Source organism: Planctomycetota bacterium, assembly GCA_016125255.1.
Lineage (GTDB): Bacteria > Planctomycetota > Phycisphaerae > Phycisphaerales > Zrk34 > RI-421.
The window spans coordinates 580,877-595,794 of the sequence record WGMD01000002.1 but is presented as its reverse complement, the minus strand read 5'-3'; the positions used below and the strand labels follow the sequence as shown (position 1 = coordinate 595,794).

General features: G+C 65.5%; 9 protein-coding genes. All 9 read left to right on the top strand.

Annotation, left to right across the window (positions count from 1 at the left end; translation table 11 throughout):
- Positions 1 to 19 precede the first annotated feature (19 nt).
- The 9 genes from GC162_03605 to GC162_03565 are packed head-to-tail and all read left to right on the top strand — an operon-like array spanning position 20 to position 14,915.
- Complete coding sequence (locus tag GC162_03605) at positions 20 to 946, top strand: DUF58 domain-containing protein (GenBank protein ID MBI1367719.1); 927 nt, start codon at positions 20 to 22, stop codon at positions 944 to 946.
- Between the two features lie 6 nt (positions 947 to 952).
- Positions 953 to 3,271, top strand: coding sequence for a VWA domain-containing protein (locus GC162_03600; protein ID MBI1367718.1), 2,319 nt, complete (start codon positions 953 to 955; stop codon positions 3,269 to 3,271).
- Positions 3,272 to 3,302: 31 nt separating this feature from the next.
- Complete coding sequence (locus GC162_03595; GenBank protein ID MBI1367717.1) at positions 3,303 to 7,073, top strand: hypothetical protein; 3,771 nt, start codon at positions 3,303 to 3,305, stop codon at positions 7,071 to 7,073.
- Positions 7,070 to 9,517: a hypothetical protein gene (locus tag GC162_03590; GenBank protein ID MBI1367716.1), complete on the top strand. Its 2,448-nt coding sequence runs from the start codon at positions 7,070 to 7,072 to the stop codon at positions 9,515 to 9,517. Before GC162_03595 ends, GC162_03590 begins: the two co-directional genes overlap by 4 nt.
- The gene (locus GC162_03585; protein MBI1367715.1) at positions 9,514 to 10,560 is read left to right on the top strand and encodes a prenyltransferase; all 1,047 of its coding nucleotides are present in this window, start codon (positions 9,514 to 9,516) and stop codon (positions 10,558 to 10,560) included. The genes GC162_03590 and GC162_03585 overlap by 4 nt, the downstream gene beginning before the upstream one ends.
- Positions 10,561 to 10,577: 17 nt before the next feature.
- Complete coding sequence (locus GC162_03580) at positions 10,578 to 11,333, top strand: hypothetical protein (protein MBI1367714.1); 756 nt, start codon at positions 10,578 to 10,580, stop codon at positions 11,331 to 11,333.
- Positions 11,334 to 11,338: 5 nt separating this feature from the next.
- The gene (locus GC162_03575; protein MBI1367713.1) at positions 11,339 to 12,853 is read left to right on the top strand and encodes a DUF4159 domain-containing protein; all 1,515 of its coding nucleotides are present in this window, start codon (positions 11,339 to 11,341) and stop codon (positions 12,851 to 12,853) included.
- Positions 12,854 to 12,892: 39 nt separating this feature from the next.
- On the top strand, positions 12,893 to 13,981 hold the full coding sequence (locus GC162_03570; GenBank protein MBI1367712.1) for an AAA domain-containing protein: 1,089 nt from the start codon (positions 12,893 to 12,895) through the stop codon (positions 13,979 to 13,981).
- Between the two features lies 1 nt (position 13,982).
- Entirely contained in the window at positions 13,983 to 14,915 is a 933-nt protein-coding gene (locus GC162_03565; GenBank protein MBI1367711.1) for a DUF58 domain-containing protein, read from the top strand.
- Positions 14,916 to 14,918 lie beyond the last annotated feature (3 nt).

Sequence of the window (14,918 nt, the reverse complement as noted above, 5' to 3'; positions counted from 1 at the left end):
TATTGGTTAATGGAAAGACATGCCGAACTGTCTGCCCGCGCTGAGTATTTTCATGGCTAAGCGTCTTCTCGATCCCAAAGGCCTCGGTCTCGTCGGTCGCATGGAACTCGTCGCGCGGCAGGCGGTCGAGGGTTTTCTCTCGGGCCTGCATCCGAGCCCGTATTTCGGGTCGAGCGTCGAGTACGCGGATCATCGCCCCTACAGCGTGGGCGACGAAATCCGCACCATCGACTGGAAGCTCCTCGCCAAGACCGACAAGTATTACGTCAAGCTCTTCGAGGAAGAGACCAATACCCGCTGCACCCTCATCCTCGACACCTCGCGCTCGATGAGCTTCGCGCCCAGCGACGGCGCGCTCGACAAGCTGACCTACGGGATGTTCATGGCGGCGGCGCTCGCCCATCTGATGCTCCGGCAGAACGACGCGGTGGGGCTCGCCCTTTTCGATCACGCCCTGCGCGAATATCTGCCCGCCCGCGCGACGCCCAGTCACTTCCGCAACATGCTCAACCTCATGGAGAAAACAACGCCCGGCGACGACACCGACATCGCCGGCGTCCTCCACGAACTGGCCGGCCGCATCCCCAAACGCGGCATCATCATCCTCATCTCCGACATGCTCGGCGACGTCGACAAGCTCATGGACAGTCTCGGACATTTCAAATATCAGCGGCACGAAGTGCTCGTCTTCCACCTGATGGACCCCGCCGAACGCACGTTCCCCTATGAAAAGCTCACACGCTTCAAGGACATCGAAGGCGCCGGCTCCGTCATCGCCAACCCGCGCACCATCCGCAAGGCCTACCTGACGCGATTGAACGAATTCCTCGACCGCCTCCGCCGCACATGCCTCGAACGCGACATCAGCTACGAACTGATCCTCACCGACCAGCGCTACGACAAGGTGCTCAGCGCGTACCTGGCCCGACGCAACCGCACGATGTGACGCTGCATGATCAATCCGCTTCTACTTTGGTTTCTCCCCGTCGCGCTGGTGCCGATCGCGCTGCACCTCATTACGCTCTACCGTCTGCGCACGGTGGAGCTGAGCACGTACCGCTTTCTGATGGAAAGCTACGTGCAGCAGCGGCGGCGGGTGAAGCTGCTCGAATATCTGCTTATGCTGCTGCGGACGCTCTTCGTCCTGCTGATCGTGCTCACGATGGCCCGGCCGGTCGTCGACCGGTTCGCTTCCCTCTTCGGTTCGCAGGCCGGTCGGGATGTCATGCTCGTCATCGATTCCGGCGCGACGATGGGCCTTCGCACCGGTGGGACGACGGCGCTGGAGCGGGCCAAGGCGGTGGCGAAGACCGTCATCAACCAGCTCGGCCCCGGCGATCACGTCACGCTGATCCGCGCCGCTCACAAACCCGACGTCGTCGTCAGTGCGTATGCGTCCAAGCCGCTGCCGATGCTCGAAGCGCTCGACGCCATCAAGACCGACCTGACGCCCGCCGACGTTCCCGCCGCGATCGGCGAAGCGCTGGCGCAGCCGCCGCACGGGCCGCGCATCGTGTATGTCATCAGCGATGCGCAGAAGCGGGCGTGGTCCGTGCTGCGCGAACATCCGGTGCTGCGGAAGATCGACGACGAGACGCGTCTGGTCGTGATGAACGTCGGCGCATCGGAGCCGGTGGCGAACCTCGCGGTCGTCGGCGATCCGCCGCGTGCGGGTCGGCCGGTCGTGGGGCTGCCGGTGATGCTCACGGCGACGGTCGCGGCGGGGCGGACGAACGGTCCGGTCGACGCCCGGCTCGCCGTCGTGCTCGATGATCAGCAGGTGTCGCAGGTCGATCTGAATCTTCAGCCGGGGCAGAAGCTCACGCGGGCGATCACGATCGTGCCGACGCACGCGGGGATCGTCCGCGGGCGCTTCGAGCTGCCGCCCGATGCGTTCACGGATGACGATCGGTATCTGTTCACGCTCAACGTCGAGCCGCAGATCAATGTGCTGCTCATCACCGCGGCGACAAACGTCAGCGGCGAAAGCGATCCGAAGCTCTACATCCGTGCCGCCCTGCGGGCGCCGCTTCTGGCGCGCGACACGGGCGGCACGAGCGGCAACGAGGAGCAGCGCATCGCCGAGTCGTTGGCGCTGACGCAGATCAACGAGAATCAGATCAATGATCCGCAGCTTGCCAATGCGGATGTGGTGATCATGGCGGACGTGTCGATGGATGCGAACCGCGGGCGGATGCTGCGCAAGTACGTCGAAGACGGCGGGGGACTGTTCGTCTTTGCCGGTCCGCACGTCGTCGGCGCGGATTATTCCAAGCATCTGATCACGACCGAGACGATATCGGGTTCGACGACGCCGTTGTGGTTCGATGCGCCCGTCGGCGACCCGGACAACGAGGCGACGTTCGTCCCGATCGCCACGCTCGATCTGCACCACCCCGTGCTCAGCGCCTTCGAGTCGCGCGAGGACAAGAACGAATTCTTCGGGACCGTGCGGCTCTACCGGTATTTCCCCATCGCGATGAGCGGCGGGCAGAACACGAGCACGACGATGCTCATGCGCCTGGCCGATCGACGCGGGGCGATGGCGGAAATGTCGATCGGGCGGGGCCGGGTCATGCTCGCCGGTTTCGCCGCCACGCCCGACTGGTCGAACCTTCCGCTCAAGCCGGAGTTCGTGCCGCTTTTGCTGCGGTCGGTGGCGCATCTTCGGCGGGACGCGCAGATTCGCGCGGTCGACGCGGTGCGTCCGCACGAGCCGGCGCCGATTCAGCTTGCGGATCGATGGGCCAATGCGAGCGTGCAGGTGGTCGGCCCGGACGACCGCCCGCAGGCGCTGGACATGCAGCGCAGCGATGACCGCATGGTCGGCGCCTTGATGAGCACGGATCGCAAGGGGTATTACACGTTTTCGATTCAGCCGCCGCGCGATGCGCCGGGGCAGATGAAGACCGAGCAGCGGGGATTCGCGGTGAACCTCGACATGGAGGACGCGGGCTTTGAACCGATGAACGAGGCGAACCTCCGCGCGATTTTCGAGCCGCACAAGCTCGTCTACCTCGCCGGCTCGCCCGATGATCCGGTGCTCACGGCCCAGCTCACCGAGCGCAAGGAAATCTGGCGGGCGCTGATCTGGACCATGTTCGCCGTCATCGGCCTCGAGTTCCTCCTCTCGACGCTCAAGCCGACGAGCGCGACGGGTTCGACCGGCGGCGGGATGGGCAGCGCGGTGCGCCGCTTCGCCGAACGCCTCGGCGCACGATCGAACGTCGCGCCCCCGAAACGCCGCGACCTTGCGGGAACGCGAAAGTAGTGAACTTCTGAATCGCTATAATGGAACACGCATGGATCCGCTTCACGCCGATCGTCGCGCCCTGGTGGAACTCATCGATGAGACCGCCCATCAGCTTCGCCGTCATGAGCTGATCAGCGGGTCGGCGTTCGTCGAGTTGGGCGCAGTCGGCTGGCTGCTCTTCGCCGTGACGCTCGACATGCTCTTCGCCATGCCCGTGGCGATGCGTGTCCTGGTGTGGGCGGCGTTCTGGATCATTCTGCTTTCGGCGCTGGGCTACGGCGTCGTCTGGCCGACGTTCCGCAGGCGGAAGGCCGAGGAAGTCGCGCTGCGCATCGAGCGCGCCATCGGGGGCATGCACAATCGCCTGCTGACCGTGCTGGCGCTGGACGCGGCGAACGGGCAGAGCAGGGAGAACCCCGCGTTCGTGGCCCGGCTCATCGAGCAGACGCGCGCCAAGACGGCGGACTATCGCGTTGAGCAGGTGGCGAACCCGGCACGGATGCGGCGGATGGTCACCGGGGCCGGGGCGACGGTCGTGCTCATCGTACTGATGGCGGCGCTGTTTTCGGATCGGATGCCGACGGCCTTGGCGCGGATCATGATGCCGACGGCGAATCTGCCGCCGGTGACGTGGCTTCGCATCGAGGCGGCGGGAGACCTTGAGGTTTTGCAGGGCGAACCGGTGAAGATCGGCGCGATGATCACGCGCGGCGAGGCGGCGTCGCTGACGCTGCATCTCAAGCCCAAGGGCGAAGCGTGGGTGCAATACCCGATGGGCTCCGACAGCGCGACGGACTTCAGCTTCACGCTCAGCGCGGCGACGGGGGACTACGAATACTTCGTGAGCGGGGGCAAGACGTGGACGCCGACGTACCGGATACATGCCGCGCCGCGTCCGATCGTTGAGGACGTCAAGTATGCGGTCCTGCTGCCGGACTACATGAAGCTGCCGGAGCCGCGGATCGTCAGCGCCGATGCGCCGCGCATCGAAGCGCCGATCGGATCGACGCTGCGCCTCAGCGCCAAAGTCGGCGGCGAGCCGGTGCGCGGCGAGATGGGCTTATTCGAACCGAAGCAGGTCACGACGCGCAAGACGATCGAACAGGAAACCGTGTGGTTCGAAGACGAGCTTCCCGCCGACGCGGTGACGCACGGCGATTGGCGATGGTCGACGGTCCGGGCGTTCAGCGGCGTCAAGTCGTTCACCTTCGGCTGGAACCGCGAACCGTTCGCCTTCAAGACGCGGCTGTACCCGATGAGCGCCGCGCCGGAGTCGACGCTCTTCGTGTACGTGTGGCTCGATCCGCAGAGCCCGCCGCAGCGTCTAATCGTCAGCTACCTGGACAACGGCAACATCGACGCGGTGGTGTGGGGCGCGAAGCTGGCTAATGCCAGCCGGGAGCGCACTCGGTTCGTCTATGCGGGCCCATTGCCGGAGGGTGGGCAGTGGACGCGGCTGGTCGTGCCGCTGTCGATGATGATCGGGGATCGGTCCAGGCAGGGCGTCAAGCTCGACGGGATGAGCTTCGAGATCGACTCCGGCCGGGCGTTTATCGATCGGCCCGGCTTCTTCACGAGCCGAGGCGAAGACGTGCAAACGACGGAGCTATTACGGCTCGGTCAGCGGTCGATGGACCTCGATGGCAAGAGCGGCGAATGGACCGGCGCGATGACGATCGAGCGCGATGTGCAGGTCGGCGTGACGTTCTACAACAAGCTCGATCATGCGAGCCGGACGCGCAAACCGATGGCGATCGTCGCCGCGAAGGACGAGCCGCCTACGGTGACGGTGGAGCGGCCGGGGCGGGACGTCATGCTGGCGGAGCCGGCGGCGCTGCCGATCACGGCGCGCGCGTTTGATGACTACGGCGTGGGCCGCGTGGGGATTCAACTGGGCGTCAGCGAAAACGAACTGCACTCGGTGCGGTGGATCGAGACGTATGACGAGCCGGCGACGATGCGGCTGGCCACGACGTCGATCGACCCCGAGGCCGAGCTGCTCAAGCCGGGCGCGAGTCTGTTTTACCGGGTGGTCGTCGAAGATCGCAAGGGTCAGTCGGTGAGCAGCGCGGTGTATCGTCTTTCCATCGCCGCGGCGCCCACGGCGAGCGAGGCGGACAAGGGCGCGCCGCCGCTCGACGGGCTGCTCAAGGGACTGGGCGAACTGGTGAGCATGCCGATCAAGGCGGTCGATGCGGCGGCGTCGGGGCTGTTCAAGGATCTGCCGGACCATTTGAAGAGCGCGGACATCAAGCGCGACGGGTTCAAACACGCCGACGGGACGCCGATGAGCGATGAGGAAATCGCGGCGCTGTTCAAAGGCATATACAACGGACTCACCGACGCGCAGCGTCAGCAGCTTGCGCAGCTCAACGCGCAGCTCGACGATCAGGAGAAACAGATCGACGACCTGGCGAAGCAGCTCGCGGCGACGTCGGATCAGGCGAAGAATTCGCCGCTGTCAGCCCCGGGCGAGGATGCGGCTTTGGCGAACATGGCGCAGGACGCGCAGGCGATGGCGCAGCAGCTTGACGCGAAGGCGGTGTCGGAGGGCGAGGCGGCGCAGCTTGAGCGACTCGCGCGGACGGAGCCGCTGACGCCGGCGCAGCGCGATAAGCTGGCGGCGATGCAGACGCAGCTTCAGCAGATGCAGGCGGCGCGCGGGAATCTGGCGAAGGACCCGGCGGCGGCGCAGGCGCAGATGAAACAGGTCATGGCGCAGCAGGCGGCCCGGTCGGCCAGCGATCAGATCGCCGACCTGCAGAAGCAGCTTCAGATGCGCCAGCATCTGCTCGAACAATGGAAGGCCCAGCAGCAGGAACTGGCCCAGCAGACGGAGAACGCGCCGGCGTCGAAGCTGGATGAAATCTCGAAAACACAGAAGGATCTTGACGAGAAGGCAGCGGAGCTGATGGCGAAGAATCAGCAGCTTCTGAGCGATCGGCCGCGGAAGGCGGACGAACTTCCTGAAGCGCCCTGGGCGCCGCCGGGGCGAGTCGAGAAGGTCGCGCCGGTGGAGAAGGACACGCCGGACCCGAACAAGGTCAAGGAATCGGCAGGGGGCGATCAGCAGGCGCAGGCGGCGAAGGATGAACAGAAGATGAAGGATTCGGACTGGTGGGACAAACCCATCGAGGCGACGCAGGAGAATCGGCGGACGGAACTGGATGAGCGCTTCGCGGGGCGCGATCGGCCGGTGGAACGGTTGCCGGCGAAGGAAGGCGCGGCGGGTCAGGCGGAGCAGACGCCGCGCCAGCGATTGCGCGAGCATCAGGAGCGGGCGCGGCAGGAACTGACGGAGAACTCCGAGCAATTGCGCGGCGCGATGGGACAGACGGACGCGGCGCAGCAGCAGCTTGGGCCGGCGATGGCGGCGGCGCAGCAGCAAAGTCGCGGCGAGTCAACGGGCCCGTCGCAACAGACGGGCGAAGCTGCGGCGAAGTCGACGGCCCAGTTGCAGGCGGCGCTCAACTCGCCGGATGTGCAAAGCGCGCTGGCGATGGCGCAGCGGGCGGCGGGGCAGGCGGCGATGACCGGCAGCGCACGCGGCTCGGCGACCGGGCCGACGAACTCGACGACGCCGCCCGGCGGGCGCAGCTTCGGTTCGCGCGGATACACCGGCAAACCCGGCGAGATTGACGAAAGCGGCGTGGAGGCGGTCGGCGTGGACGGGGCGAAGCGGGCGGCGCTGTATCGTTTGCCGCCGCGCGTGCGCGAGCCGTTGATTCAAGGTATGAACGAGCACGGGCCCGAGGGCTATCAGCCGCTCATCGACGCGTACTACCGCCAGCTCACGCGCGAGGCGGAAACGCAGCCATGAGCGACTGGTTCTTGCGTCTGATCGGGGTGCAGGAGCGCATCGGGGCGCAGGTGGATCGTGTGCAATGGCTCTGGTCGCGCCCGCAGTGGTTGATTTTCGGATTGCTTCTGATCGGGCCGGCGGCTTGGTTCATCGTGCGTCGTCATCGCGCGGCACTGCCGCATATCGGGGCGAAACCCCGATGGGCACTAAGCGTCTGTCGCATTCTGGTGCTGCTGCTGTTGGTGATCGTGCTCGGCGGGCCGTATGTGCGGATGGACGAGACGATTCATCAGAAGCCGGTGCTGGCGTGGATCATCGACGAGTCGGGAAGCATGGACCTGCCCGCCGGTCCGTTCGACGCGACGGGCCTCGCCGCACTGGCGCGCGAGACGGGGATGATCGAGCCCAATGATAAGACCGGCACGCTGCCTAACCCATCGGCGGAAGATCGCAAGAAGCTCAACAATACGTCGCGCGCCCAGTTGCTCGACGCGGTGCTCGAACATCAGAAGACGGCGGCGTTCAAATCGCTCGATGGCCGGTTTGACGTGCGGGTGTATCGTGTCGCGCGACAGGTGCGGGAAGTCACGGGGGACAAGTCGCCGAAGAAGCTCAGCGAGGCGGACGCGGGGGAGACGGCGATCGGCACGGCGCTGAATCAGGCGATCGACGATGCAGCGGGGCGGACGCTGGCGGGGATCGTGGTGTTTTCGGACGGGCGCTCGACGAGCGGGCCGGACGTGATGAGCGTGATCCATCGTATCAGCGGCGGGCTCGATCGCGGGTCGCATGCGGCGACGCCGATCGTCTCGGTGCCGGTCGGGTCGGACGAGCCGGCGCCGGATGTGGCGGTCGAGGATGTCTTGGCCCCGACGCAGGCGACCAAGGGCGACACGGTCAGCTTCGTCGCCACGATCGGCTCGCGCCGGTTCGACGGGCGACAGGTCGAGGTGCGGCTCATGCGCGGCGAGAAGACGATCGATCGCGCGAAGGTCACACTCGCCGACGCCGCCAATGTGCAGGCATCATTGAGCTACACCCCCGACGAAGTCGGCGAACAGATGCTGCGCGTCACGGTCGATCGGCAGAACGAAGAGCCGGTCAAGGTCAACAACACGCGGGCGGTGCGGCTGCGCGTCGACACGGATCGTCAGAAAGTTCTTTATATCGAGGGGAATCCGCGCTGGGACTTCCGCTTTTTAGATCATGCGCTGCGGCGGGACCGGGGGTTGGATGTGCGGTTCGTGATGGAGTCGCAGTTGCTCGCCGATGGGACGAAGCCGGAGGATCTGCCGCGTGCGGCGAAGCTGCCGACGGATGCGGCGGGGTTCGCGGAATACGGGCTGGTGATGCTCGGCGACATTTCGCCGGCGATGCTGCCGCCGACTCTTCAGGAGGCGCTGGTCAAGGCGGTGGAGGACGAAGGGGTGGGGCTGATCGTGCAGGCGGGGACGGAGCACATGCCGATCGATTTTCTGGATGCGCCGCTGGGGAAGCTGCTGCCGATGAAGTTTGAGGTGCGGCCGTCGGAGAGCGAGGCGGGGGTGATGACGGCGGGCGCGGAGGCGCCGGCGTTCGCGCCGTTCCGCATGACGGTCACGCCGGCCGGTTCGCTGCATCCGGCGTTCGCCATCTATCCGAACGCCACGAAGAATCGGCAGCTCTGGTCGCAGATGCCGCCGTTTTACTGGGCGGCTTCGGCGACGCAGATCACGCCGGCGGCGACGTTGCTGGCGGAGTACGAGACGCCGCAGGGCAAGCGGCCGCTGATCGCAGAGCAGTTCGTGGGTCGCGGTCGCGTGTTCATGCTCAACACCGACGGCACATTTCGTTGGCGCCGAAACATCGGCGATGTGCTGTTCTATCGGTTCTGGGGTCAGACGGTGCGCCATGTGACGCGGAGCAAGCAGCGCAGCGGGTCCGAAAGCTGGATCGAAGCGACGCCGGCGGAAGTCGAGGTCGGGTCGGAAGTGTCGGTGGAGCTTTACGCGGTCGGCGCCTCGGGGCGGCCGGTCGATGATGCGGAGATTCGGCTGGAAATCACGGGCGAAACGGAAGGCGGCGCACCTCCGCCGCGCAGCAGCGTGACGGTCCGCCGCACGAACCAGGGCGGGTACTACCGCGGGCTGTGGCGCGCCGAGCAGGCGGGGGCATTCACGGTCAGCTACAACGATGCGAAGAACCGCAAGGTCGGCGCGATGGTGATGGTCAATGAATCGGGGCGTGAACTGATCAAGCCGCAGGTCGATCGCGATGCGCTGGGGACATGGGCCGACGCCACGGGCGGGTCGCTCATCGAATTGGGCGATGTGCATGAACTGCCGGATAAACTGGCGGGGGAGGCGGTGACGCTGCATCGGCCGCGCGAGCGCGAGGTATGGGACAATTGGCTGACGCTCATGTTGCTCGTCGGTCTGTACTGCACGGACGTGGGGATTCGACGCTTGCTGGGGCTCACATGAAAAAGCGCAATGCATGCATCACGCTGTTGATCGGATTGCTGGCGGCGACCCATGCGCGGGGACAGGGCGTCGAGGACACGGTGCTGCCGGATCCGCAGCAGATGGCGCGGATCGAGGCGTCGGTGGATCGTGCGATCGCGTATCTGGCGCAGCAGCAGCGTGAGGACGGGACCTGGCCGCAGGGCATCAACGGTCGCGGGGGCAACAACGGGATCAACGCGATGTGTCTGCTCGCCATGCTCGGCCGCGGGCACGCGCCCAACCGCGGGCCTTACAAGATGGTGGTCGATCGGGGCGTGCGGTTCATACTTTCGACGCAGGACACGAAGGGGCTTTACGCTTCGCCCGCGCCGTCGCACGGGCCGATGTACGAGCATGCGCTGGCGACGCTGGCGATGATCGAGGCCTACGGGTTCATCCCGCGCATGGAGATGCGGCGAAGCGTGCAGCGGGCGGTCGATCTGATCGTGCGCTCGCAGAACGGCGAAGGGGGATGGCGCTATCAGCCCAACTCGACGGACGCGGACTTGTCCGTGACCGTCATGCAGGTCGTCGCGCTGCATGCCGCCATGAACGCCCGGCTCAACGTGCCGCAGGAAACGATCGACAAGGCGCTGGCCTATGTCAAGCGCTGCGCGATGCCCGAAGGCGGCTTCGCCTATCAGCCCGGTCAGGGCGCCAAGCCGGCGCAGACCGCGGCGGGGGCGCTGTGCATGCAGTTGCTCGGCGCGTATGACGATCCGGCCGTGGCCAAGGCGCTCAAGTATCTTCAGGACCGCGATTACAATTCGAACATCGATCCCTATTTCTACTACATGAGCTACTACGCCATGCAGGCGCACTTTCAGGCGGGCGGACAGCAGTGGGCGATCTGGCATCCGCGCGTCAGCAAATTCCTGCTCGCGACGCAGAACGAAAACGGCTCGTGGCCGGGGTACGGGGAGCAGAACCTCAACGGGCAGGAGGCGAGTTGTTACTCGACGGCCATGGGCGCGATGTGCATGGAGGTCTACATGCACTACCTGCCCGCGTATCAACGATGAAGACACTCGCGCTCATCATGTCGCTCGCACTTGCCGCCGCCGCATCCGCCGGCGGGATTCGCGCGACCGTTCAGTCGCCGTCGAAGATCAACTCCATCGCGGCGATCCAGCGCCAGTACACCGATGAGGGCGTCTTCGGCAAGTCGTTCCCCGGCCGCGTCGACGGCGATCAAATCATCATCGACAACCTGCCCGATGGCGCCACGTACGATCTGCACATCGAGACGGAGCAGGGGACGATCGAAGGATGGGACGCGCAGGTGCCGCGCAGTGATTATGAGCAGGAGCAGCCGCTGTCCATCGAAGGCAAGCACGCCATCTTCGACAAGCTCGCGGCGTATTTTGAAAAGCACTACCCCGATGACGTCGTCGTGCTCGACATTCAGGGCAACATTCAGAACGCCGCACTGCTGGTGGCGCAGCTTCGGCGGCGGGATTCGGTCGGCGGGGGCTTCAAGCCGGGGGAGTGGGCGTGGCGCGTCGATCGGTTTCAATATGAGAATCCGCAGGAGCACAACTGGGCCCCGTATCAGGAGCGCCCGTTCTACGCACTGGAGCGACGCCGACTTTTTGAGAAGGATTACGCAGCTCTTCGCATCACTTTCGATCGCCGGCTCGGCGGGATTCGACTCGATGCGGATCATGCGAAGCGCGATCTGGGTATAATCCAATTGCCCGTCGTCGAGGCGGGCGTACATGCGGTGAACGCCGAGGGTTCACCGACCAAGCCGATCATCGTCAAGCCCCGGCCCGAACGCTGGCCCCAGGAGTAGCACGCATGATCACGCCCGTCTCCCGTCGGCTTACATGGCTGTTGCTGCTTCTGATGACGACCGCGTCGCCGGCCGAGCGGCAGCTTGGCACGATCGGTCCGCCGCCGCGCAAGGACCCCCAGCGCGAGACGGCGGCAGAGGGCGTCCCGCCGCTGCCGTTGCCGGCGACGCCGCTGCGCCGCAGCGAGCCCAAGGCCGAGCCGAATCCGCCGACGTTCGCCGCCCGGCTCGTCTATGGCGCCGATCAGGATTACATGCCCAACCCCGGCGATCTGGACAATCTGCTGCGCCATGTGCGGGCGCAGATCGACGCGTGGTACGGGCACACGGTCGTGAAGATCGACGAACTCGTCGCCATGCAGAAGGCCGGGCAGACCTACACCGTGCCGATGATCTACATGACCGGCTACGACGGTTTCACCTTCACGTCCGATCAGCGCGAAGCGCTCCGCAGTTACCTGCTCGACGGCGGCACGCTGATCGCCACCGCCGCGCTCGGGTCCGCGCAGTTCAACGAATCGTTCAAGAGCGAAATGGCCGCCATGTTCCCGCAGCGGCGCTTCGATGTGCTTCAGCTCGATCACCCGATCATGCGGGCGTACTACAAATATGCCAACGTGCATTACTTCACCATCACGCAGGGCGTGCATACGCGCACCGAAGGCCCGCCGTATTTGATGGGCCTCAACATCGCCGCTCGCACAGCGGTGATTCTTTCGCCGTATGACATGACCTGCGGGTGGGACGAGTTCTATGCGCCCGCCGCGCCGCGACGGGGCGATCGTCACCCGGCTCCGACGCTTGCGATGCTTCCCGAAGATGCGATTCGGCTCGGCGTGAACTTCGTGTCGTATGTCTCCGCCGAGCGCCGCTTCGCAAAAAGTCAGGCCGAAACCCGCCCGATCCTCGGCGATCAACCCGAGCAGCGCGCCGCCGTCACGATCGCGCACCTGCGCCATCAGGGCGACTGGAACGCCGACCCCAACAGTCTGTATCAGCTCATTCGCCTCACCGCCGACCGAACCAGCGTGCCGATCGCGTTCGACATCAAGGACGTCGACCCGGTGCTGGAGCAGATCGCCGACACGCCGATCGTGCTGATGACGGGTATGGACGAACCGCAGTTCACCGCGGCGCAGATCGACGTGCTGCGTCGTCATCTTTCCGCCGGCGGGTTCCTCTTCATCAACAACACCTCGGGGTTCAACAAGTTCGATCGCGAGGCGCGGGCTTTGATCGCATCGATCTATCCGACGCTCAAGCTCGCGCCGCTGCCGCCGGATCATCCGATCTATCACGGGCTTTACGAGATCGACCAGATGCGCGACGCCGCCACGCTCGCGCCCCGGCCCCCGGAGCTCGAAGCGGTGAGCATCGACGGACGCGCGGTGATCGTGTACTCCAAGAACGACACGCTGGCGATGCTCAAGGGGATTCACGATCCGTATGCCAACGCCTATGACGCCGACAGCGCCCGCAAGCTCGCCTTAAACATACTCACGTACGCGGTCGGTCGCTGAGGTTGACGTTTTGCCGTACCGACATTGATGGAGACACGCATGTCCAGACTCGGCTCCGGTCCGCTCGCTGACAAGATCGCTTCGCAAACCGCGCCGACTCCGCCGCCGGCGCTCGACCCGGCCGTGATTCAGCGCCTCGGCGCCGCGCGGCAAACACTCCGCGACGAAATCGGCAAAGTCATCGTGGGCCAGACCGCCGTGCTCGACGATCTCTTGACCGCCATCTTCGCCGGGGGCCACGCCCTGATGGTCGGCGTGCCCGGCCTCGCCAAAACGCTCATCGTCTCCACCATCGCCCGCGCGATCGATCTTCACTTCAAGCGCATTCAGTTCACCCCCGACCTCATGCCCGCCGACATCACCGGCACCGAAGTCGTCGAGGAAAACCGCGCGACCGGCGAGCGCACGTTCCGCTTCGTGCCCGGGCCCATCTTCGCCAATATCGTCCTCGCCGACGAAATCAACCGCACGCCGCCCAAGACCCAGGCCGCGCTCCTTCAGGCCATGCAGGAAAGGCAGATCACCTCCAGCGGCGTGACGCATGACCTGCCCAGCCCGTTCTTCGTCCTCGCGACGCAAAACCCCATCGAACAGGAAGGCACCTACCCGCTCCCCGAAGCGCAGCTCGACCGCTTCATGTTCATGCTCAAGGTCGATTACCCCTCGATCGCCGAGGAACTCGCCATCGTCAAGGCGCCGGCTGCAACGATGGACCCGAACATCGAGAAGGTGCTGACCGCCGGAGAGATCATTTCGCTGCAGAAGTTGATTCGACAATTGCCGGTGTCGGACCATGTGGCGATGTATTGCGTGAAGATCGGTCGAGCGACGCGGCCGGGGGAAGCGATGGCGCCGGGACATGTGAAGCAATATGTGAGCTGGGGCGTCGGGCCGCGGGCGATGCAGGCGCTGGCGACGGCGGCCAAGGCGCGGGCGGCCTTGACGGGCGAATTCAATGTGACATGCGATCACGTCCGCGCGGTCGCGCCGCAGGTGTTGCGCCATCGTGTCGTGCCCAACTATCACGCCGAGGCGCAGGGGCTTTCCGCCGATTCGATCATCGCGGAACTGCTCGACAAGGTCAGCGAGCCGACGCCGCAGGAATATGACGCGCTGGCGGGTCACTGATATGACGACGTTTCCCGGACAGTCGAGCCGCTTTCTCGATCCGGCGGCGCTGGCGAAGCTCAGGAACATGAGTCTCGCCGCCCGGCTGGTCGTCGAAGGTCTGTACTCGGGTCAGCATCGTTCGCCGCACCGCGGGTTCAGCGTCGAGTTCGCCGAGCATCGCCAGTACACGCCCGGCGACGAGCCGCGTTATCTCGACTGGAAGCTCGCCGCCCGGCGCGATCGGCTCTACGTCAAGCAATTCGAGGAGCAGACCAATCTCCGCTGCTACATCTTGCTTGACGCCAGCAAGTCGATGACCTACCAGTCCGCCGGCCCGATGAGCAAGCTCGACTACGCCCGGTACTGCGCCGCATCGCTGGCGTATCTGATGCAGACCCAGCACGACGCGTTCGGCCTGATCGTCCACGATGACAAAACCCGCCTCAACATCCCCCCGCGGCAGGGCCACCGTCATCTCGCCGCCGTCACCGAAGCGCTCGAAGCCGTCGAACCCGCCGGCGAAACCGATCTGCCCGCCGTGTTTCACGAGCTGGCCGAGACGCTCAAGCGGCGGGCGCTGGTGATCGTGCTCAGCGATCTTTTCAGCGGGTCCGCGCCGCCGGAAGCGCTGCTCGATGCGTTCGGGCATTTTCGTCATCGCAAGCATGAGGTCATCGTGCTTCAGATGCTCGACCGCGATGAGCTGACGTTTCCATTCGTCGATGCCGGTCAGATCGAGGACATCGAAACCGGGCGGATCATCAGCGCCGACGCCGAGGCGGTGAAGCGGCACTACCTCGCCGAGCTGACGCGCTATCTGGATGCGATCCGCACTGGCTTGACCGCGCGGCAGATCGGGTATGCGCTCGCCGACACGTCGCAGCCGTTCGACACGTTCCTGGCCCGGTACCTGTCGCAGCGGCAGGCGGCAAGCCGCGTGAGGATGACGTAACCG